At 44.0% G+C, this 21854-nt stretch carries 11 protein-coding genes, 9 tRNA genes and 5 rRNA genes; all 25 read right to left on the bottom strand.

The window, feature by feature from the left end:
* A complete protein-coding gene (cysS, locus tag CKV70_RS01245; protein ID WP_014600423.1) occupies window positions 1-1416 on the bottom strand; it encodes a cysteine--tRNA ligase in 1416 nt (471 codons plus the stop codon).
* A gap of 6 nt (window positions 1417-1422) precedes the next feature.
* On the bottom strand, window positions 1423-2037 hold the full coding sequence (gene epsC / locus CKV70_RS01240; RefSeq protein ID WP_012951129.1) for a serine O-acetyltransferase EpsC: 615 nt from the start codon (window positions 2035-2037) through the stop codon (window positions 1423-1425).
* 397 nt (window positions 2038-2434) lie between these two features.
* Entirely contained in the window at window positions 2435-3910 is a 1476-nt protein-coding gene (gene gltX, locus CKV70_RS01235; protein ID WP_014600422.1) for a glutamate--tRNA ligase, read from the bottom strand.
* 18 nt (window positions 3911-3928) lie between these two features.
* Complete coding sequence (gene ispF / locus CKV70_RS01230; RefSeq protein WP_003732825.1) at window positions 3929-4402, bottom strand: 2-C-methyl-D-erythritol 2,4-cyclodiphosphate synthase; 474 nt, start codon at window positions 4400-4402, stop codon at window positions 3929-3931.
* A complete protein-coding gene (gene ispD / locus CKV70_RS01225) occupies window positions 4395-5093 on the bottom strand; it encodes a 2-C-methyl-D-erythritol 4-phosphate cytidylyltransferase (protein WP_003723900.1) in 699 nt (232 codons plus the stop codon). Before ispD ends, ispF begins: the two co-directional genes overlap by 8 nt.
* A gap of 19 nt (window positions 5094-5112) precedes the next feature.
* Entirely contained in the window at window positions 5113-6186 is a 1074-nt protein-coding gene (locus CKV70_RS01220) for a PIN/TRAM domain-containing protein (RefSeq protein WP_003723899.1), read from the bottom strand.
* Window positions 6187-6319: 133 nt separating this feature from the next.
* Window positions 6320-7693, bottom strand: a complete 1374-nt coding sequence (gene radA / locus CKV70_RS01215; protein WP_014600421.1) for a DNA repair protein RadA — start codon at window positions 7691-7693, stop codon at window positions 6320-6322.
* 145 nt (window positions 7694-7838) lie between these two features.
* Window positions 7839-10301 carry an ATP-dependent Clp protease ATP-binding subunit gene (locus CKV70_RS01210; RefSeq protein ID WP_003723897.1) on the bottom strand — a complete coding sequence of 821 codons (2463 nt, stop codon included), beginning with the start codon at window positions 10299-10301 and terminating at the stop codon, window positions 7839-7841.
* Between the two features lie 28 nt (window positions 10302-10329).
* The gene (locus CKV70_RS01205) at window positions 10330-11352 is read right to left on the bottom strand and encodes a protein arginine kinase (protein WP_014600420.1); all 1023 of its coding nucleotides are present in this window, start codon (window positions 11350-11352) and stop codon (window positions 10330-10332) included.
* The gene (locus CKV70_RS01200; RefSeq protein WP_003732822.1) at window positions 11349-11867 is read right to left on the bottom strand and encodes a UvrB/UvrC motif-containing protein; all 519 of its coding nucleotides are present in this window, start codon (window positions 11865-11867) and stop codon (window positions 11349-11351) included. Before CKV70_RS01200 ends, CKV70_RS01205 begins: the two co-directional genes overlap by 4 nt.
* A gap of 12 nt (window positions 11868-11879) precedes the next feature.
* On the bottom strand, window positions 11880-12338 hold the full coding sequence (locus CKV70_RS01195; protein WP_003723894.1) for a CtsR family transcriptional regulator: 459 nt from the start codon (window positions 12336-12338) through the stop codon (window positions 11880-11882).
* Window positions 12339-12482: 144 nt separating this feature from the next.
* Window positions 12483-12598 (bottom strand): 5S ribosomal RNA (gene rrf / locus CKV70_RS01190).
* Window positions 12599-12676: 78 nt separating this feature from the next.
* Window positions 12677-15608, bottom strand: a 23S ribosomal RNA gene (locus CKV70_RS01185).
* A gap of 246 nt (window positions 15609-15854) precedes the next feature.
* Window positions 15855-17404 (bottom strand): 16S ribosomal RNA (locus CKV70_RS01180).
* 275 nt (window positions 17405-17679) lie between these two features.
* Window positions 17680-17755 (bottom strand) — tRNA-Ala (locus CKV70_RS01175).
* A gap of 19 nt (window positions 17756-17774) precedes the next feature.
* Window positions 17775-17848 (bottom strand) — tRNA-Pro (locus tag CKV70_RS01170).
* A gap of 10 nt (window positions 17849-17858) precedes the next feature.
* Window positions 17859-17932, bottom strand: a tRNA-Arg gene (locus CKV70_RS01165).
* A gap of 12 nt (window positions 17933-17944) precedes the next feature.
* Window positions 17945-18030 (bottom strand) — tRNA-Leu (locus CKV70_RS01160).
* Between the two features lie 21 nt (window positions 18031-18051).
* Window positions 18052-18123: transfer RNA gene (locus CKV70_RS01155), tRNA-Gly, on the bottom strand.
* A 14-nt stretch (window positions 18124-18137) separates the two neighbouring features.
* Window positions 18138-18219 (bottom strand) — tRNA-Leu (locus CKV70_RS01150).
* Between the two features lie 5 nt (window positions 18220-18224).
* Window positions 18225-18297, bottom strand: a tRNA-Lys gene (locus CKV70_RS01145).
* 41 nt (window positions 18298-18338) lie between these two features.
* A tRNA-Thr gene (locus CKV70_RS01140) sits at window positions 18339-18414 on the bottom strand.
* 8 nt (window positions 18415-18422) lie between these two features.
* Window positions 18423-18495: transfer RNA gene (locus CKV70_RS01135), tRNA-Val, on the bottom strand.
* A gap of 9 nt (window positions 18496-18504) precedes the next feature.
* A 5S ribosomal RNA gene (gene rrf, locus CKV70_RS01130) occupies window positions 18505-18620 on the bottom strand.
* A 78-nt stretch (window positions 18621-18698) separates the two neighbouring features.
* Window positions 18699-21630 (bottom strand): 23S ribosomal RNA (locus CKV70_RS01125).
* Together the 16S, 23S and 5S rRNA genes with 9 tRNA genes alongside form the textbook arrangement of a ribosomal RNA operon.
* Window positions 21631-21854 lie beyond the last annotated feature (224 nt).

The following is a 21854-nucleotide window of genomic DNA, read 5'->3' as shown; positions in this document are numbered from 1 at the left end:
TTACCCCCGTCTAAACCGCGTGCCTTGCGCAGTGTCTTCCAAGATAATATTTTTTTCTTTTAAAATGTCTCGAATTTCATCAGCACGTGCAAAATTGCGTTCATTTCGCGCTTGCAGACGTTCTTCGATTAACGCTTCTACCTCGCTATCGTCCAGCGAATCTGATTGCGTATTCTCTAATTTAAAACCTAGCACTTCCGCAAACAAACGCATCATGCTTAAGAATTCGCGCAGAACGTTGATAGAAACAGTTTCTTTCGCCAAGTAAATATTGGCACGCTTTGCAAGTTCGTGGAAAGTAGTAATTGCATTTGCTGTATTGAAATCATCATCCATATCATCTTCAAAAGCTTGTTTTAATTCCGTTAGTTGTTCTAGCCACTCGTCCTCATGCGCTTCTTCCACATATTCACCGTCATCTGTTTGAATACGATGATCAATATTTTGGTATGCAATCATTAATCGTTCCAAACCATTTTTCGCATCTTCTAAAATCGCATCATTCAGCGTAATTGGCTTCCGGTAATGTACAGATAACATGAAGAAACGAATCACATTTGGGTCATTATCTTTCAGCACATCATGAAGCGTAATAAAATTCCCAAGTGATTTGGACATTTTTTCCCCATCAATATTTAAAAAGGCATTATGCATCCAGTAGTTCGCGAACGTTTTCCCAGTTGCCGCTTCAGATTGAGCAATCTCATCCTCATGGTGAGGAAATACTAAATCTTGCCCACCCGCATGAATATCAATCGTGTCACCCAGATATTTTTTCGCAAGCGCCGAGCATTCAATATGCCAACCCGGGCGCCCATTACCAAACGGACTTTCCCAGAAAATTTCACCTGGTTTAGCCGCTTTCCAAAGCGTGAAATCAAGCTCATCTTGCTTACGCTCATTATATTCAACCCGAGCCCCGTGCTGCAATTCCGATAATTCTTGGCCAGAGAGTTTCCCGTAATCTTTGAATTTTTTCGTCCGGAAATACACATCACCAGCCGACTCATACGCATAGCCTTTTTCGATTAGCGTACTAATCATTTGGATAATTTCATCCATATTTTCCGTTACACGCGGATTCACGCTAGCTTTCGCCACATTCAGCTGATCGACATCATCAAAATAAGCACCAATAAAGCGATCTGCCACTTCCGGAACCGTCAATTTAAGTTCATTAGCCGCACGAATCAATTTATCATCCACATCCGTAAAATTAGACACGAATTTCACATCATAACCACGATACGTAAAATAACGTCGAACCGTATCAAAAACAATAATTGGTCGCGCATTTCCGATATGAATGTAGTTATACACAGTAGGTCCGCAAACGTACATTTTCACTTCACCATCTTTGAGTGGTTTAAAAGGCTGTTTCTCTCGTTTTAACGTATTAAAAATTTGTATCGACAATCAGATCTACTCCTTTTCCTTTAAAAGTTTTTCTACTATATTTTCTAATTCCGCAATTCGTAACGTCAGTTCATCCATTTTAGGAACCGCGTGCCCGACTGTACGACCATTCAAGCGAACAACTTTGGCTGGAATTCCGACAACCGTCGCTCCAGGAGGCACATCTTTTAAAACGACAGCTCCTGCTCCAATACGCGCTCCTGCTCCAATCTCCACCGGTCCAAGTACTTTCGCTCCCGCTGAGACAAGTGCCCCGTCACCAACAGTTGGATGGCGTTTCCCGCAGTCTTTCCCAGTTCCACCGAGTGTAACACCGTGGAATATCGTTACATCATCCCCAATTTCTGCTGTTTCACCAATAACAATTCCTGCACCATGATCAATAAAAAGCCTTCTACCAATAGTAGCGCCTGGATGAATCTCTATATTAGTCCAGAAACGAGCGGTCTGCGATAATACTTTTCCAAACAAAACCATTTTATGACGATAAAAAAAGTTCGCCATACGATGCCACCAAAGCGCATGCAATCCTGGATTTGTTAAAAAAGCATCAAAAAAGCTCTTCGTCGCAGGGTCATTCTTTATAATTGTTGCAATATCTTCTTTTAAGCGAGTTGGCATTTTGTTGCCTCCTTATTCAAGTTCGTACATTTTTTATTGGAACCTAACCAACAAAAAAAGCCCCTCCGATACAGAGACGCTTTGCGCGGTTCCACTCTGACTTGAGTATTGCCAAATTTAGCAGATACTCCAACTCTAGGGGTGGGGGTAACGACCCACATTTCGTCTGACGATACTAAATTTCCCATCAGAATTCAGGGAGGCATTTCAGGAGTGTTCAGCTAAGTCGCTTCCAGCCTTGGCGACTCTCTCTATAAACCTAGAATTCCGTACTTCTTCCCATCAGCACTTTTTCCGTATATTTAGTTCTATTATAACAGCAATAAAATTCCTTGCAACTGAAATATATCAAAATAAAAAAGCACCCCGCAAATAGCCGAGATGCTTTCATTCAAAATTAATTATTTTTCAACCATGTGTCCAAACGATTCAGCACTTTTTCACGACCAAGAACTTCGATTGCAAGTGGCAATTCAGGACCATGCATTTCACCAGTAGTCACAATACGAATTGGCATAAATAAACCTTTACCTTTTACGCCCGTTTCTTTTTGGACACGCTTGATTGCAGCTTTTACTTCCGCAGCTTCAAGAACTTCTAGTGCTTCTAGTTCTTTTTTGAATGCCGAAATAACAGTTGGAACTGTCTCTTCCGCTAACACCGCTGTCTCTTCTTCATCAAACGTAATTGACTCTGCATCCGCAAAGAACATTTCTGAAAGTGGCACAATTTCCGCACCATAGCTCATTTGCTCATGATAAAGTGACACTAATTTGTGCACCCAATCAAGTTCAGCTTGATTTAGCTCAGCAGATACAACACCCGCTTTTTGTAAATGAGGTAAAGAAAGCTCTACTACATCATTTAGCGGTAATTTTTTCACATATTGGTTATTCACCCAAGTCAATTTAACATTATCGAATAATGCGGGTGACTTAGATAAACGCTTCGGATCAAACATTTTAATGAATTCTTCTTTAGAGAAAATTTCTTCTTCGCCTTCTGGAGACCAACCAAGCATAGCGATAAAGTTAAATAATGCTTCCGGTAAATATCCTAAATCGCGATATTGTTCGATAAATTGAATAATCGAACCATCACGTTTACTTAATTTACGTCTGCTCTCATTCACAATAAGTGTCATATGCCCAAAAATTGGTGGCTCCCAGCCAAATGCATTATAAATCAAAATTTGTTTAGGCGTATTCGAAATATGGTCATCCCCACGAAGAACATGAGAAATTTCCATTAAATGATCATCCACTGCCACAGCAAAGTTATAAGTCGGAATTCCGTCTTTTTTCGCAATAACAAAATCGCCTATTCCATTTGATTCAAACGAAACATCGTCTTTCACCATATCGTTGAAAGTAATCGTTTCATTTGCCGGCACTTTGAAACGAATACTTGGTTTAAAACCTTGCGCTTCTTTCTCCGCTTGTTGCTCTTTTGTTAAATGACGACATTTCCCGCTATAACGAGGCATTTCACCATTTGCTTTTTGTTTTTCGCGTTCAGCATCCAGCTCTTCTTCCGTGCAATAACATTTATAAGCCAAACCTTCATCCAAAAGTTGTTGAATTAACGGTTCATAAATGGCTTGACGTTCCGATTGACGGTAAGGTCCGTATTTTCCAGGAACATCCACGCCTTCATCCCAGTCCATACCTAGCCATTTCAAATTTGTCATTTGACTTTCTTCACCGTCAGCTATGTTACGTTTAGCATCAGTGTCTTCAATACGAATGATAAAATCTCCATCATTATGTCTTGCAAATAAATAGTTAAATAAGGCAGTACGTGCATTCCCAATATGCAAAAATCCAGTTGGACTTGGTGCATAACGTACACGCACTCGTTTTGTTTCACTCACAATTATTCACTCCTTCAATTATTTTTCAAGTAAGACAACGGCTAGACTTGCGATGCCTTCTTCCCGACCAGTAAACCCTAATTTCTCTGTCGTAGTCGCCTTTACATTAACTTGGGCTGAATCCGCATGTAGCAACTCCGCAATTCGAAGCTTCATTTGCTCAACATATGGCGCCATTTTTGGCTTTTCAGCAATAATAGTAGCATCTAGATTACCAAGACGAAAACCATCCGCCTCTACCTTCTGCCAAATTTCCTCAAGTAGCTCAGCTGAATCCGCGTCTTTAAAAGTCATATCTGTGTCCGGGAAAAAATGACCAATATCACCAGCACCAATTGCGCCTATGATAGCATCAGTAATAGCATGCAGAAGTACATCCGCATCACTGTGACCTAGTAATCCTTTCTCATAAGGGATTTTAACCCCACCAATAATAAGGTCTCGGTCATAAGCAAGTTTATGTACATCATAACCTTGGCCAATTCTAATCATTTGCTATCCCTCCAAGTTCCCCTAAAATCGCCTTTGCGAGCGGCATATCTTCAGGAGTTGTCAGCTTAATATTATAATAGCTTCCTTGGACAATAGCAACAGGACAAGGAATTCGCTCAACCAGACTAGCTTCATCCGTCCCTAAAAACTGTTCTTTTCGAGCAAGCTGATGCGCTTTTCGTAAAATAGGCAGTTCAAAGGCTTGCGGCGTTTGAACTTGCCAAAGATTTTCACGGTCAACGGTTTCTTGAACGACACCATTCACCACTCGTTTCACCGTATCTTTTACTTTTACTGCACAAATCGCGGCTTTACTTTGCTCTACACCAATTAATAATCGATCAATAATATCTAACGTGATAAACGGTCTTGCGCCATCATGCACTAAGACAACACGCTCCGTCCCACAACGTTCAAGACCTGCCGCAACACTGTATTGGCGCTCACTTCCACCTTTAACAATCTCAATTCGGTGCTCAGCCACATTAAGCTGACTCATTAATTCTTTTACATGCTTTCTTTCCTCTTCTTGACACACAACAATCACTTTGGAACAACGATTATCCGCTAAAAAAGGACGCAAGGCATGAATGAAAATTGGTTCGCCAACTAGCTCTAGCCACATTTTGTTTTTCTGGGCATTCATCCGCTTCCCTTGACCTGCCGCTAAAAAAACCAACTCATAATTCATGCTCATTTCCCCCTTCTAATCAGGATGGCTTAGCAAAAATCATTCTTCCTGCTGATGTTTGAAGTACACTCGTTACTTCGACTTGGATTGTTTCATTAATAAATTTACGACCATCTTCTACAACAATCATCGTTCCATCATCTAAATATGCAACCCCTTGATTGTGTTCTTTACCATCTTTCACCATAAGAACAGTCATTTTCTCACCTGGCAAAACAACAGGTTTTACAGCATTCGCTAAATCATTAATATTTAAAACCGGTACATTTTGAAACTCACATACTTTGTTTAAATTATAATCATTTGTAACAACTATACCGCCCATTACTTTAGCAAGTTTTACCAGTTTACTATCCACTTCTGGCGTATCTTCAAAATCACCTTCATACATTTCCACTTGAATGGCATCTTCCTTTTGGATTCGATTTAAAATATCTAATCCCCGGCGCCCTCTTGTACGTTTAAGCGTATCAGATGAATCCGCAATATGCTGAAGTTCGGCTAGTACAAATAGTGGAATAACCACCGTTCCATCTAAAAATCCAGTAGTCAAAATGTCTGCAATACGACCATCAATAATTACGCTCGTATCCAAAATTTTATATGTTTTCTTAGATTTCTCTTCTGTTTTCTCTTCTTCTGGTGTTCTTTTCTTTGCATTTCTGTTATTGACAAAATTCCCAAATTCGTTACGACGACTAATTCCGATACGGAACCCTAAATAACCTAAAACTAATGTTAAAATAACTGGTACTACTGAATTTAAAAGCGGAATATTTGTTTGACTTAATGCATTGCTCGCGAAAAACGCAATGACCAAACCTACAAATAAACCAAGTCCCCCATAAACAAGGGTTGCAATAGCAATTTTAGCTAACTTTTCCTCTAACCAATTAAGTGCGGCTTCTACATATTTCACCGCCCAGAAAGTAATAAGATAAAATATAAGTGCACCAATCAGAGCATCAGTATAAGGATTATTAATTAGCAGAATGTGACCTATTCCAAGTTTTACCCATAGAGCAGGTAGTGAAAAGACTCCCGTTGTCCCACCTAGAATTAAAAAACACACTCGAATTACCCATGTAAGCATTTAGTTTCCTCCTTTCCATTTTTAAATTTATATGTATAATTGGGCTATTACCAAATATACATATAGCACTATTTTACACTATTAAAAGACTATACCGCAAATAGTACTCACGGAATCAACGAAGTATTTATTTTTAATCTGGTAAAGCTTTCTTCAAAGCTTCTCCAATCGTTTCCACCCCAACCACTTGCACGTCTTTCGGTATTTTCCAATTACCTTCGTTATTTTTAGGAATAAAAATTCGCTTAAAGCCAAGTTTTGCTGCTTCTTGTACGCGTTGTTCAATTCTTGCTACACGACGAATTTCACCTGTAAGTCCAAGTTCCCCAATAAAGCAGTCCGTACTTCTTGTGGGTTTATCACGATAACTAGATGCAACACTGACTGCAACCGCCAAATCCACTGCAGGCTCATCCAATTTAACCCCGCCCGCCGCTTTCAAATAAGCATCTTGGTTTTGCAACATTAAACCTACTCGCTTTTCTAAAACAGCCATAATTAGCGAAACTTTGTTGTAGTCTATTCCCGTCGCCATTCGCTTAGCATTACCGAACATCGTTGGCGAAACAAGCGCTTGTATTTCCACAAGGACGGGGCGAGTTCCTTCCATAGAAGCTACAACCGTTGAGCCTGAAGCGCCTTCAAGACGTTCTTCCAAGAATACCTCGGAAGGATTAGCAACTTCAACAAGTCCTACATCTCGCATTTCAAATATACCCATTTCGTTAGTGGAACCAAAACGGTTTTTCACTGCACGCAAAATCCGGTAAGCATGGTGACGCTCCCCTTCAAAATAGAGTACAGTATCAACCATATGTTCTAATAGGCGCGGTCCCGCAATAGCACCTTCCTTAGTTACATGCCCAACAATAAAGATAGCGATGTTTTGCATTTTAGCAATTCGCATCAATGTCGCTGTACATTCCCTAACTTGAGAAACACTCCCTGCTGCACTTGTAACATCAGGATGATAAACAGTCTGAATAGAGTCAATGACTACAAAATCAGGTTTTACAAAATCAATCGTTTCTTGAACTGCTTCTAAATTTGTTTCTGCATACACATATAAATTATCTCCCGAAACTTTTAAGCGTTCTGCCCGTAGCTTCGTTTGTTTGATTGATTCTTCTCCTGAGATATACAATACTTTTTTATTTGTAAGCGTGAGTTGCGCTGATACTTGTAATAACAATGTTGATTTACCAATACCAGGGTCTCCTCCGACAAGTACCATAGACCCAGGAACCACACCGCCACCAAGAACTCTATTTAACTCGGGCATATTTGTTTCAACTCGTTTTTCTGTTTCACTTGCTATTTGAGTAATTGGAGTCGCTTTTGAAGGCTCTCCTGTATGATTGAAAGCTGAGCGTGATTTTTTTGACGGTTCTAAGGCTTCTACCATCTGATTCCACTCGTTGCAATTCGGACATTTTCCCATCCATTTTGCCGATTCATATCCACATGCCTGACACACAAATTTGGTTGTCCTTTTTGCTTTAGCCATTTCTACATCCCTCCATACATATGCTCCATTTTACCACAGATCATCTGTTCGCGTTAACCCTTTTCATCAAATTCGTTTTTTTGACGCGAATCATGATTTTTCATAAAAAACCTCCCTTAACTTTTTATTAAGGAAGGCTTTCTACTTATTTAGCTTTTACTTTTTTAGAGGTTGTTTTCTTTTTAGGAGCATCTTTTTTTCTAACCTCTAACTTGCCATCTTTCACACCAATTTCAACGTAATCGCCTACTTTAATGTTACCACGAAGCAATTCTTCAGAAAGCATGTCTTCCACTTCTTTTTGAATAGCCCGTTTTAAAGGACGAGCTCCGTACTCTGGATCGTAGCCATCTTTAGCGATTTTGGATTTCGCACCTTCAGTTAATTTCACGTGAATATCGCGTTCGGCTAAGCGTTTTGTTAATTGAGCAGTTAGTAAAGTAACAATTTGTTTCAATTCTTTTTCTTGCAGCGAATGGAATACAATTGTTTCATCAATTCGGTTGATAAATTCTGGTCGGAACGCCTGTTTTAAATCTTGTAAAACGCGGTGCTCCATCGCTTTATGGTCTTTAAGTGGATCAGTAACATTAAAGCCCATTGATTTATCTTGTTTCATTTCTTGAGCTCCAATATTGGAAGTCATAATGATAACTGTATTTCTAAAATCAACTACTCGCCCTTTAGAATCAGTCAAACGTCCATCATCCAGTACTTGTAGCAACATATTAAATACATCTGGATGTGCTTTTTCAATTTCATCTAAAAGGACTACTGAATAAGGTTTTTGCCGAACTTTTTCTGTCAGCTGTCCACCTTCTTCGTATCCTACATAACCTGGAGGAGCCCCAACTAAACGAGCAGTTGAAAATTTCTCCATGTACTCAGACATATCAATCCGAATCATCGAATCCTCATCGCCAAACATCGACTCAGCAAGTGCACGCGCAAGTTCTGTTTTCCCAACACCAGTAGGTCCAAGGAAAATAAAGGAACCAATCGGACGTTTCGGATCTTTAAGGCCTGCACGAGCTCGACGTACAGCTAGCGATACAGCTTTAACCGCTGCATCTTGTCCAATCACACGTTCATGTAAAAGTTTTTCCATATTTAACAGTTTATTTGTCTCTGTTTCCGCAAGTTTCGCAACTGGAATCCCAGTCCAACTAGCAACCACTTCAGCAACAATATCTTCTGTTACTTCACTATGGTCAAGCCCTTGTTTTTCTTGCCAATTCGCTTTAGTTTCTTCTAATGATTTTTTGAGTTTTTGTTCTTTATCACGTAATGACGCTGCTTTTTCAAATTCTTGACCTTGAACAGCCGCATCTTTTTCTTTTTTCAAATCGGATAAATTATTTTCCATTTCTTTTACATTTTTTGGCGTTGTAAAAGATTTCAAACGTACTTTAGAACCAGATTCATCGATAACATCAATCGCTTTATCAGGTAAGAAACGGTCTGAAATATAGCGATCAGATAAACGAACAGCGGCCTCAAGTGCTTCATCCGTAATTGCAACTCGGTGATGCGCTTCATAACGATCACGCAATCCATGTAAAATTTGAATAGATTCTTCTACAGTTGGTTCGTCTACTTTAATCGGTTGGAAACGTCTCTCAAGCGCAGCATCTTTTTCAATATATTTACGGTACTCGTCCAGCGTTGTTGCCCCAATACATTGCAACTCTCCACGAGCTAGAGGTGGCTTCAAGATATTCGATGCATCAATCGCACCTTCCGCCCCACCAGCACCAATTAAAGTATGCAACTCATCAATAAATAGAATAACATTACCAGCTTGGCGAATTTCATCCATTACTTTCTTCAAACGGTCTTCGAATTCACCACGATATTTTGTACCTGCCACAACAGTTCCCATATCCAATGTCATTACACGTTTTCCACGTAAGGTCTCAGGTACTTCATTACGAACAATTTGTTGCGCTAAGCCTTCAGCAATCGCTGTTTTACCGACACCAGGTTCCCCAATGAGTACCGGGTTATTTTTCGTCCGGCGACTAAGTACTTCAATCACACGTTGGATTTCTTTAGAACGACCAATAACCGGATCCAAATTATCTTCCCGAGCAATAACCGTTAAGTCACGTGCCAAACTATCTAAAGTCGGTGTAGCTTGCGTATTTGTTTGTCTCCCCGCCCCAGTAGCATCACCGCCGCCTAAGAGCTGTAGAACTTGCTGCCGAGCTTTATTCAAACTAATACCAAGATTACTTAAAACGCGTGCCGCAACTCCTTCGCCTTCACGAATAAGCCCAAGTAAGATATGTTCTGTCCCAACGTAAGTATGGCCTAATTTACGAGCCTCATCCATGGAAAGTTCAATTACTTTTTTCGCACGAGGTGTATATTGGATCGTCGTCACAGCTTTTTCCCCATGCCCAATTAATCCCTCTACCTCTTGCTGCACTTTTTCAGAACTAATTCCCAGTTCATAGAGAGCTTTCGCCGCAATTCCTTCGCCTTCTCTTACAAGCCCTAATAAAATATGTTCTGTTCCTAAATTACTATGATTCAAACGCATCGCCTCTTCTTGTGACAACGCGAGTACTTTCTGAGCTCTTTGCGTAAATCGTCCAAACATCATTGTTGTTTCCTCCTTATCGTAAGCCTCATCATTTATCGCCCAAAATCTCGCGAATCACTTTGGCCCGTATTACTTTCTCTTCTAATTCATCCATATCTCGTCCTGCTTCTCTTCTCAAAAAAGCTGGTTGCGAGAATAGTACCAATTCATTCATTTTTTGGCGAGAAATATGCTCGAAAAATCCTAATTCTACACCAAGTCGTATATCCGATATAGCATCCGCAGCTTCTTTCATAGAAATAATTCGACAATTCATCAATAAACCATATGATCTAAAAACTCTATCTTCAAGTGCAATATGAAATTTTTGCTTCAATGTAGTTCTAGCGACACGCTCTTGCATGATAATTTGTTCCATGACTTGAGTTAAATCTTCCACAATTTCCGCTTCCGTTTTGCCCAGAGTTACTTGATTTGAGACCTGGAAAATATTACTTGCAGGCATGCTACCTTCTCCGTATATGCCTCTTACCACAAAACCTAGGCTCCTAATCGCTTCAAGCACACTTTTAATCCTTTTTGTTGTTACAAGTCCCGGTAAATGTACCATCACAGAAGCGCGCATCCCAGTCCCAATATTAGTCACACAACTCGTCAAATATCCAAACTCTTTATCAAAAGCATAACTAAGCTTCTCTTCCACATAACCATCAATTTGCAACGCTGCCTCTAACGCATCGAATAATCTCAAGCCAGGCGTCATACACTGTATCCGCAAATGATCTTCTTCATTCAACATAATACTCACATTTTCTTCCTCATTTAAAAGAACCGCACCATATTCACTCTTATTCATCATATAAGGACTAATTAAATGTTTTTCCACCAAAAGAGCCTTTTGTAACAAAGAAATTTGATTCATTTTAATCAAAATAAAATTATCATCAAAAACTTCGGCAATATTATCGACAATCTCTTCCTTCTGCTCATAAATCGGAAACTGTTCATCCTTCAAATTCCTAGCAAGCCTAATACGTGAGCTTAAAACGACATCATCGTCATCACCAGCATTTTCTAACCAAGAACTAAGCCGCGGTTCAAATACATTCATTTATCCTCACCTCCAGCTTTCAAAGCCTTGATTTCATCACGGACAACAGCAGCTTCCTCAAACTCCTCATTTTTAACTAGCTTTGCTAACTTTTCTTGTAAACGACTAATTTCATTTTGTACACCTTCCGCTCGTTCAACTTCTGCTGGAACCTTACCAATATGTTTTTTATATCCATTTTGCACTCGACCAATAATCGGTACTAACTGTGCCTCAAAAGCCGAATAACACTCCGGACATCCAACTCGATTAGTCTTTAAAAACTCTTCAAAACTAAGCTGGCAATTCTCACAGACAACCTCTTTCTGCGTATTTTCCTCTTTTTGCAAAAGCGTTAAGAAATCAAGAGCAACCTCACTAAAAGTGTCCATCGCTTTAACTAAATCTTTTTCTGAGGAGAGAGCTTCGTCCGTAGCACAATTCTCGCATAGGTACAATGACTCCACTTTCCCAAGCTCATTTAATTGTTGCAAGGCTATAACTGCTTTATTTTCTCCACATCTTTGACAAATCATCGTCATCACACCTTAATCATATTTCAAAGCAACTAACATCGCCTCTAAAATCCTACTTCTCAAAATATCTCTATCCGGTAAAGGTAAAATTAAAACTTCACGGTCCAATGCCGCAACCATTAATCTTGCTTCTTTCTTCGTTATTACTTCTTCTTCAAGCAACCTCAAAATAACATCTTCAGAAAATGATTGAGAGACCTTTTTATCATGAACCATTGAAATGATTGCTTCTAACAATTGAAGTTTATCATTCATTTTCACTTTAATAATCCGAATATATCCACCACCACCACGTTTGCTTTCAACAATATACCCTCGTTCCATTGTAAATCTAGTGTTTATTACATAGTTAATTTGTGAAGGTACACATTCAAACTTATCTGCAATTTCACTTCTTTTAATTTCAACTGCTTCACTAGATTCCAATACTTGTTTCAAATAAGCTTCTATAATATCAGAAATATTTTTCATTATAAGGAATCTCCTTTCTGTTTTTTGCAAATCATTGACTTTGACTATTTTTGACTTTAATTATACTAGATATCCCCACCTATTAGCAATTTATTTATCTTTTACAAACAAAAAAAGCCCTAAATAATTAGGACTTTTCAAATTGCCCGGCAGCGACCTACTCTCGCAGGGGGAAGCCCCCAACTACCATTGGCGCAGAGAAGCTTAACTACCGTGTTCGGGATGGGAACGGGTGTGACCTTCTCGCCATAACTACCAGACAATATTGAAGTTGTTGAAAGATTGCTCTCTCAAAACTAGAGAAGAAAGTGTTCAGTTAGGTAACTTCGTTTCATTTTTTGGTTAAGTCCTCGATCGATTAGTATTTGTCCGCTCCATGTATCGCTACACTTCCACTCCAAACCTATCTACCTGATCATCTTTCAGGGATCTTACTTTCCGAAGAAATGGGAAATCTCATCTTGAGGGGGGCTTCACGCTTAGATGCTTTCAGCGTTTATCCCTGCCACACATAGCTACCCAGCGATGCTCCTGGCGGAACAACTGGTACACCAGCGGTGTGTCCATCCCGGTCCTCTCGTACTAAGGACAGCTCCTCTCAAATTTCCTGCGCCCGCGACGGATAGGGACCGAACTGTCTCACGACGTTCTGAACCCAGCTCGCGTGCCGCTTTAATGGGCGAACAGCCCAACCCTTGGGACCGACTACAGCCCCAGGATGCGACGAGCCGACATCGAGGTGCCAAACCTCCCCGTCGATGTGGACTCTTGGGGGAGATAAGCCTGTTATCCCCGGGGTAGCTTTTATCCGTTGAGCGATGGCCCTTCCATGCGGAACCACCGGATCACTAAGCCCGACTTTCGTCCCTGCTCGACTTGTCAGTCTCGCAGTCAAGCTCCCTTGTGCCTTTACACTCTGCGAATGATTTCCATCCATTCTGAGGGAACCTTTGGGCGCCTCCGTTACTCTTTAGGAGGCGACCGCCCCAGTCAAACTGCCCACCTGACACTGTCTCCCCACGCGCTAAGCGTGGCGGGTTAGAATGGTCATACAGCCAGGGTAGTATCCCACCATTGCCTCCTCGTATGCTAGCGCACACGTCTCTTCGGCTCCTACCTATCCTGTACAAGCGGTACAAACATTCCATATCAGGTTGCAGTAAAGCTCCACGGGGTCTTTCCGTCCTGTCGCGGGTAACCTGCATCTTCACAGGTACTATAATTTCACCGAGTCTCTCGTTGAGACAGTGCCCAGATCGTTGCGCCTTTCGTGCGGGTCGGAACTTACCCGACAAGGAATTTCGCTACCTTAGGACCGTTATAGTTACGGCCGCCGTTTACTGGGGCTTCAATTCGTACCTTCGCCGAAGCTAAGCACTCCTCTTAACCTTCCAGCACCGGGCAGGCGTCAGCCCCTATACGTCACCTTACGGTTTTGCAGAGACCTGTGTTTTTGCTAAACAGTCGCCTGGGCCTATTCACTGCGGCTCTCTCGGGCTTGCACCCTAATAGAGCACCCCTTCTCCCGAAGTTACGGGGTCATTTTGCCGAGTTCCTTAACGAGAGTTCTCTCGCTCACCTTAGGATTCTCTCCTCATCTACCTGTGTCGGTTTGCGGTACGGGCAGTACTACTCTTCCTAGAGGCTTTTCTTGACAGCGTGAAATCAGGAACTTCCGTACTTAATTTCCTTCCCCATCACAGCTCATGCTTCGCGAGAAGCGGATTTGCCTACTTCTCACACTCACTGCTTGGACGCACATTTCCATTCGTGCGATTCCCTATCCTTCTGTGTCACCCCATCGGTTAAACAATTAGCACTGGTACAGGAATCTCTACCTGTTGTCCATCGCCTACGCCTATCGGCCTCAGCTTAGGTCCCGACTAACCCTGAGCGGACGAGCCTTCCTCAGGAAACCTTAGATATTCGGTGGAAGGGATTCTCACCCTTCTTTCGCTACTCATACCGGCATTCTCACTTCTAAGCGCTCCACCAGTCCTTCCGGTCTGACTTCACCGCCCTTAGAACGCTCTCCTACCACGAACCTCTAAAGAGGTTCATCCACAGTTTCGGTAATATGTTTAGCCCCGGTACATTTTCGGCGCGGGGTCACTCGACCAGTGAGCTATTACGCACTCTTTCAATGGTGGCTGCTTCTAAGCCAACATCCTGGTTGTCTAAGCAACCCCACATCCTTTTCCACTTAACATATATTTGGGGACCTTAACTGGTGGTCTGGGCTGTTTCCCTTTCGACTACGGATCTTATCACTCGCAGTCTGACTCCCGAGTATAAGTACATGGCATTCGGAGTTTATCTGAATTCGGTAACCCGAGAAGGGCCCCTAGTCCAAACAGTGCTCTACCTCCATGACTCTTTACCTCGAGGCTAGCCCTAAAGCTATTTCGGAGAGAACCAGCTATCTCCAAGTTCGATTGGAATTTCTCCGCTACCCACACCTCATCCCCGCACTTTTCAACGTGCGTGGGTTCGGACCTCCAGTAAGTATTACCTTACCTTCATCCTGGACATGGGTAGATCACCTGGTTTCGGGTCTACGACCTGTTACTTATGCGCCCTATTCAGACTCGCTTTCGCTACGGCTCCGCTTTTTCCGCTTAACCTTGCAACAAATCGTAACTCGCCGGTTCATTCTACAAAAGGCACGCTATCACCCATTAACGGGCTCTAACTACTTGTAGGCACACGGTTTCAGGAACTGTTTCACTCCCCTTCCGGGGTGCTTTTCACCTTTCCCTCACGGTACTGGTTCACTATCGGTCACTAGGGAGTATTTAGCCTTGGGAGATGGTCCTCCCGGATTCCGACGGAATTTCACGTGTTCCGCCGTACTCAGGATCCACTCTGGAGGGAAAGCCATTTCAACTACCGGGCTGTTACCGTCTTTGGCGGGCCTTTCCAGACCGCTTCATTTATAACTTTCTTTTGTAACTCCGTATAGAGTGTCCTACAACCCCAAGAAGCAAGCTTCTTGGTTTGGGCTCTTTCCGTTTCGCTCGCCGCTACTCAGGAAATCGATTTTTCTTTCTCTTCCTCCAGGTACTTAGATGTTTCAGTTCCCTGGGTCTGCCTTCCTCACGCTATGTATTCACGTAAGGATACTATCCGACTAAAGATAGTGGGTTCCCCCATTCGGAAATCTCTGGATCAACGCTTACGTACAGCTCCCCAAAGCATATCGGTGTTAGTCCCGTCCTTCTTCGGCTCCTAGTGCCAAGGCATCCACCGTGCGCCCTTTCTAACTTAACCAATTTACTTCTACGAAGTAAAGGTTGTTTTTCTGATTTTCCGTATCAGCGATGATACATCCAATCAGATGAAAGATTCACTTTCAGATGATTCTCGGTTACTTGTGTCATAAATAATAAATTATCTATGCTAACTTTACTAACTTTCTTATCTAGTTTTCAAAGAACAAACATACTGAGAAGTACTAACCTCTCAAAACTGAACAAATAGAGAAGAACGAAAACTCACAGGTTTCCTTTTCCTTAGAAAGGAGGTGATCCAGCCGCACCTTCCGATACGGCTACCTTGTTACGACTTCACCCCAATTATCTGTCCCACCTTCGGCGGCTGGCTCCATAAAGGTTACCCTACCGACTTCGGGTGTTACAAACTCTCGTGGTGTGACGGGCGGTGTGTACAAGGCCCGGGAACGTATTCACCGTGGCATGCTGATCCACGATTACTAGCGATTCCGGCTTCATGTAGGCGAGTTGCAGCCTACAATCCGAACTGAGAATAGTTTTATGGGATTAGCTCCACCTCGCGGCTTCGCGACCCTTTGTACTATCCATTGTAGCACGTGTGTAGCCCAGGTCATAAGGGGCATGATGATTTGACGTCATCCCCACCTTCCTCCGGCTTGCACCGGCAGTCACTTTAGAGTGCCCAACTAAATGCTGGCAACTAAAATCAAGGGTTGCGCTCGTTGCGGGACTTAACCCAACATCTCACGACACGAGCTGACGACAACCATGCACCACCTGTCACTTTGTCCCCGAAGGGAAAGCTCTGTCTCCAGAGTGGTCAAAGGATGTCAAGACCTGGTAAGGTTCTTCGCGTTGCTTCGAATTAAACCACATGCTCCACCGCTTGTGCGGGCCCCCGTCAATTCCTTTGAGTTTCAACCTTGCGGTCGTACTCCCCAGGCGGAGTGCTTAATGCGTTAGCTGCAGCACTAAGGGGCGGAAACCCCCTAACACTTAGCACTCATCGTTTACGGCGTGGACTACCAGGGTATCTAATCCTGTTTGCTCCCCACGCTTTCGCGCCTCAGCGTCAGTTACAGACCAGAGAGTCGCCTTCGCCACTGGTGTTCCTCCACATATCTACGCATTTCACCGCTACACGTGGAATTCCACTCTCCTCTTCTGCACTCCAGTCTTCCAGTTTCCAATGACCCTCCCCGGTTAAGCCGGGGGCTTTCACATCAGACTTAAAAGACCGCCTGCGCGCGCTTTACGCCCAATAAATCCGGACAACGCTTGCCACCTACGTATTACCGCGGCTGCTGGCACGTAGTTAGCCGTGGCTTTCTGGTTAGATACCGTCAAGGGACAAGCAGTTACTCTTATCCTTGTTCTTCTCTAACAACAGTACTTTACGATCCGAAAACCTTCTTCATACACGCGGCGTTGCTCCGTCAGACTTTCGTCCATTGCGGAAGATTCCCTACTGCTGCCTCCCGTAGGAGTCTGGGCCGTGTCTCAGTCCCAGTGTGGCCGATCACCCTCTCAGGTCGGCTATGCATCGTTGCCTTGGTAGGCCATTACCCTACCAACTAGCTAATGCACCGCGGGCCCATCTGTAAGCGATAGCCGAAACCATCTTTCAAAAGCGTGGCATGCGCCACACTTTATCATTCGGTATTAGCCCCGGTTTCCCGGAGTTATCCCCAACTTACAGGCAGGTTGCCCACGTGTTACTCACCCGTCCGCCACTAACATTGGAAGAGCAAGCTCTTCCTCCGTTCGTTCGACTTGCATGTATTAGGCACGCCGCCAGCGTTCGTCCTGAGCCAGGATCAAACTCTCTTTAAAATATAAATTGAATTTGAATACTTATTCAACACCGTGAATAAGATTCCTTGCGTCAAATTGACTTCGCTAGCAATTAAATTACTAGTTTGTTTTGTTGAAAACAGCTTTCTGTTTTCTGCCCTGCGATTACCAGTGAGACTTTACGTCTCATTGCTTTTCGTCTTCTTCTTTGTTCAGTTTTCAAAGGTCACTTTTTCTTCTTCGTTGCCTTTAGCAGCAACTCTTATATCTTACTCTATTCTCTAAACAATGTCAACACATTTTTAGAAATAATTTGGTGGAGCCTAGCGGGATCGAACCGCTGACCTCCTGCGTGCAAAGCAGGCGCTCTCCCAGCTGAGCTAAGGCCCCATAATAAAATTCAAAACAATCGGGAAGACAGGATTCGAACCTGCGACCCCTTGGTCCCAAACCAAGTGCTCTACCAAGCTGAGCTACTTCCCGTTTAATAAAGTGCGCCCAAGAGGAGTCGAACCTCTAACCGCTTGATTCGTAGTCAAGTACTCTATCCAGTTGAGCTATGGGCGCATATAAAAATAATGCCGAGGACCGGAATCGAACCGGTACGGATATCACTATCCGCAGGATTTTAAGTCCTGTGCGTCTGCCAGTTCCGCCACCCCGGCATATTGGAACTTTTGTAAACAAGCGGAAGACGGGGTTCGAACCCGCGACCCCCACCTTGGCAAGGTGATGTTCTACCACTGAACTACTTCCGCATATTTAAAATAAGTGCGGGTGAAGGGACTTGAACCCCCACGCCTCGCGGCGCCAGATCCTAAATCTGGTGCGTCTGCCAATTCCGCCACACCCGCAAAAGTGAGCCGTGCTGGGTTCGAACCAGCGACCCTCTGATTAAAAGTCAGATGCTCTACCAACTGAGCTAACGGCTCTCTACAATAAAAAATATGTATTATTATAAAGTTAATATTAATGGTGCCGGCTGCAAGAGTCGAACTCGCGACCTACTGATTACAAATCAGTTGCTCTACCAACTGAGCTAAGCCGGCATAAAAAATGGAGGTTAACGGGATCGAACCGCTGACCCTCTGCTTGTAAGGCAGATGCTCTCCCAGCTGAGCTAAACCTCCAGAAATACTGCCCGGCAGCGACCTACTCTCGCAGGGGGAAGCCCCCAACTACCATTGGCGCAGAGAAGCTTAACTACCGTGTTCGGGATGGGAACGGGTGTGACCTTCTCGCCATAACTACCAGACAATATTGAAGTTGTTGAAAGATTGCTCTCTCAAAACTAGAGAAGAAAGTGTTCAGTTAGGTAACTTCGTTTCATTTTTTGGTTAAGTCCTCGATCGATTAGTATTTGTCCGCTCCATGTATCGCTACACTTCCACTCCAAACCTATCTACCTGATCATCTTTCAGGGATCTTACTTTCCGAAGAAATGGGAAATCTCATCTTGAGGGGGGCTTCACGCTTAGATGCTTTCAGCGTTTATCCCTGCCACACATAGCTACCCAGCGATGCTCCTGGCGGAACAACTGGTACACCAGCGGTGTGTCCATCCCGGTCCTCTCGTACTAAGGACAGCTCCTCTCAAATTTCCTGCGCCCGCGACGGATAGGGACCGAACTGTCTCACGACGTTCTGAACCCAGCTCGCGTGCCGCTTTAATGGGCGAACAGCCCAACCCTTGGGACCGACTACAGCCCCAGGATGCGACGAGCCGACATCGAGGTGCCAAACCTCCCCGTCGATGTGGACTCTTGGGGGAGATAAGCCTGTTATCCCCGGGGTAGCTTTTATCCGTTGAGCGATGGCCCTTCCATGCGGAACCACCGGATCACTAAGCCCGACTTTCGTCCCTGCTCGACTTGTCAGTCTCGCAGTCAAGCTCCCTTGTGCCTTTACACTCTGCGAATGATTTCCATCCATTCTGAGGGAACCTTTGGGCGCCTCCGTTACTCTTTAGGAGGCGACCGCCCCAGTCAAACTGCCCACCTGACACTGTCTCCCCACGCGCTAAGCGTGGCGGGTTAGAATGGTCATACAGCCAGGGTAGTATCCCACCATTGCCTCCTCGTATGCTAGCGCACACGTCTCTTCGGCTCCTACCTATCCTGTACAAGCGGTACAAACATTCCATATCAGGTTGCAGTAAAGCTCCACGGGGTCTTTCCGTCCTGTCGCGGGTAACCTGCATCTTCACAGGTACTATAATTTCACCGAGTCTCTCGTTGAGACAGTGCCCAGATCGTTGCGCCTTTCGTGCGGGTCGGAACTTACCCGACAAGGAATTTCGCTACCTTAGGACCGTTATAGTTACGGCCGCCGTTTACTGGGGCTTCAATTCGTACCTTCGCCGAAGCTAAGCACTCCTCTTAACCTTCCAGCACCGGGCAGGCGTCAGCCCCTATACGTCACCTTACGGTTTTGCAGAGACCTGTGTTTTTGCTAAACAGTCGCCTGGGCCTATTCACTGCGGCTCTCTCGGGCTTGCACCCTAATAGAGCACCCCTTCTCCCGAAGTTACGGGGTCATTTTGCCGAGTTCCTTAACGAGAGTTCTCTCGCTCACCTTAGGATTCTCTCCTCATCTACCTGTGTCGGTTTGCGGTACGGGCAGTACTACTCTTCCTAGAGGCTTTTCTTGACAGCGTGAAATCAGGAACTTCCGTACTTAATTTCCTTCCCCATCACAGCTCATGCTTCGCGAGAAGCGGATTTGCCTACTTCTCACACTCACTGCTTGGACGCACATTTCCATTCGTGCGATTCCCTATCCTTCTGTGTCACCCCATCGGTTAAACAATTAGCACTGGTACAGGAATCTCTACCTGTTGTCCATCGCCTACGCCTATCGGCCTCAGCTTAGGTCCCGACTAACCCTGAGCGGACGAGCCTTCCTCAGGAAACCTTAGATATTCGGTGGAAGGGATTCTCACCCTTCTTTCGCTACTCATACCGGCATTCTCACTTCTAAGCGCTCCACCAGTCCTTCCGGTCTGACTTCACCGCCCTTAGAACGCTCTCCTACCACGAACCTCTAAAGAGGTTCATCCACAGTTTCGGTAATATGTTTAGCCCCGGTACATTTTCGGCGCGGGGTCACTCGACCAGTGAGCTATTACGCACTCTTTCAATGGTGGCTGCTTCTAAGCCAACATCCTGGTTGTCTAAGCAACCCCACATCCTTTTCCACTTAACATATATTTGGGGACCTTAACTGGTGGTCTGGGCTGTTTCCCTTTCGACTACGGATCTTATCACTCGCAGTCTGACTCCCGAGTATAAGTACATGGCATTCGGAGTTTATCTGAATTCGGTAACCCGAGAAGGGCCCCTAGTCCAAACAGTGCTCTACCTCCATGACTCTTTACCTCGAGGCTAGCCCTAAAGCTATTTCGGAGAGAACCAGCTATCTCCAAGTTCGATTGGAATTTCTCCGCTACCCACACCTCATCCCCGCACTTTTCAACGTGCGTGGGTTCGGACCTCCAGTAAGTATTACCTTACCTTCATCCTGGACATGGGTAGATCACCTGGTTTCGGGTCTACGACCTGTTACTTATGCGCCCTATTCAGACTCGCTTTCGCTACGGCTCCGCTTTTTCCGCTTAACCTTGCAACAAATCGTAACTCGCCGGTTCATTCTACAAAAGGCACGCTATCACCCATTAACGGGCTCTAACTACTTGTAGGCACACGGTTTCAGGAACTGTTTCACTCCCCTTCCGGGGTGCTTTTCACCTTTCCCTCACGGTACTGGTTCACTATCGGTCACTAGGGAGTATTTAGCCTTGGGAGATGGTCCTCCCGGATTCCGACGGAATTTCACGTGTTCCGCCGTACTCAGGATCCACTCTGGAGGGAAAGCCATTTCAACTACCGGGCTGTTACCGTCTTTGGCGGGCCTTTCCAGACCGCTTCATTTATAACTTTCTTTTGTAACTCCGTATAGAGTGTCCTACAACCCCAAGAAGCAAGCTTCTTGGTTTGGGCTCTTTCCGTTTCGCTCGCCGCTACTCAGGAAATCGATTTTTCTTTCTCTTCCTCCAGGTACTTAGATGTTTCAGTTCCCTGGGTCTGCCTTCCTCACGCTATGTATTCACGTAAGGATACTATCCGACTAAAGATAGTGGGTTCCCCCATTCGGAAATCTCTGGATCAACGCTTACGTACAGCTCCCCAAAGCATATCGGTGTTAGTCCCGTCCTTCTTCGGCTCCTAGTGCCAAGGCATCCACCGTGCGCCCTTTCTAACTTAACCAATTTACTTCTACGAAGTAAAGGTTGTTTTTCTGATTTTCCGTATCAGCGATGATACATCCAATCAGATGAAAGATTCACTTTCAGATGATTCTCGGTTACTTGTGTCATAAATAATAAATTATCTATGCTAACTTTACTAACTTTCTTATCTAGTTTTCAAAGAACAAACATACTGAGAAGTACTAACCTCTCAAAACTGAACAAATAGAGAAGAACGAAAAC

The sequence above is a fragment of the Listeria monocytogenes genome, from assembly GCF_900187225.1.
In the GTDB taxonomy this organism is placed as follows: domain Bacteria; phylum Bacillota; class Bacilli; order Lactobacillales; family Listeriaceae; genus Listeria; species Listeria monocytogenes.
This window is presented reverse-complemented; position numbering and strand designations above follow the sequence as displayed.

Coding starts and splice junctions, on each gene's coding strand:
- ispD (WP_003723900.1), bottom strand. CDS start 5,093: ATGAATTATGAGTTGGTTTTTTTAGCGGCAGGTCAAGGGAAGCGGATG.
- CKV70_RS01205 (WP_014600420.1), bottom strand. CDS start 11,352: ATGAATGTATTTGAACCGCGGCTTAGTTCTTGGTTAGAAAATGCTGGT.
- radA (WP_014600421.1), bottom strand. CDS start 7,693: ATGGCTAAAGCAAAAAGGACAACCAAATTTGTGTGTCAGGCATGTGGA.
- CKV70_RS01210 (WP_003723897.1), bottom strand. CDS start 10,301: ATGATGTTTGGACGATTTACGCAAAGAGCTCAGAAAGTACTCGCGTTG.
- CKV70_RS01195 (WP_003723894.1), bottom strand. CDS start 12,338: ATGAAAAATATTTCTGATATTATAGAAGCTTATTTGAAACAAGTATTG.
- epsC (WP_012951129.1), bottom strand. CDS start 2,037: ATGCCAACTCGCTTAAAAGAAGATATTGCAACAATTATAAAGAATGAC.
- ispF (WP_003732825.1), bottom strand. CDS start 4,402: ATGATTAGAATTGGCCAAGGTTATGATGTACATAAACTTGCTTATGAC.
- CKV70_RS01200 (WP_003732822.1), bottom strand. CDS start 11,867: ATGATTTGTCAAAGATGTGGAGAAAATAAAGCAGTTATAGCCTTGCAA.
- CKV70_RS01220 (WP_003723899.1), bottom strand. CDS start 6,186: ATGCTTACATGGGTAATTCGAGTGTGTTTTTTAATTCTAGGTGGGACA.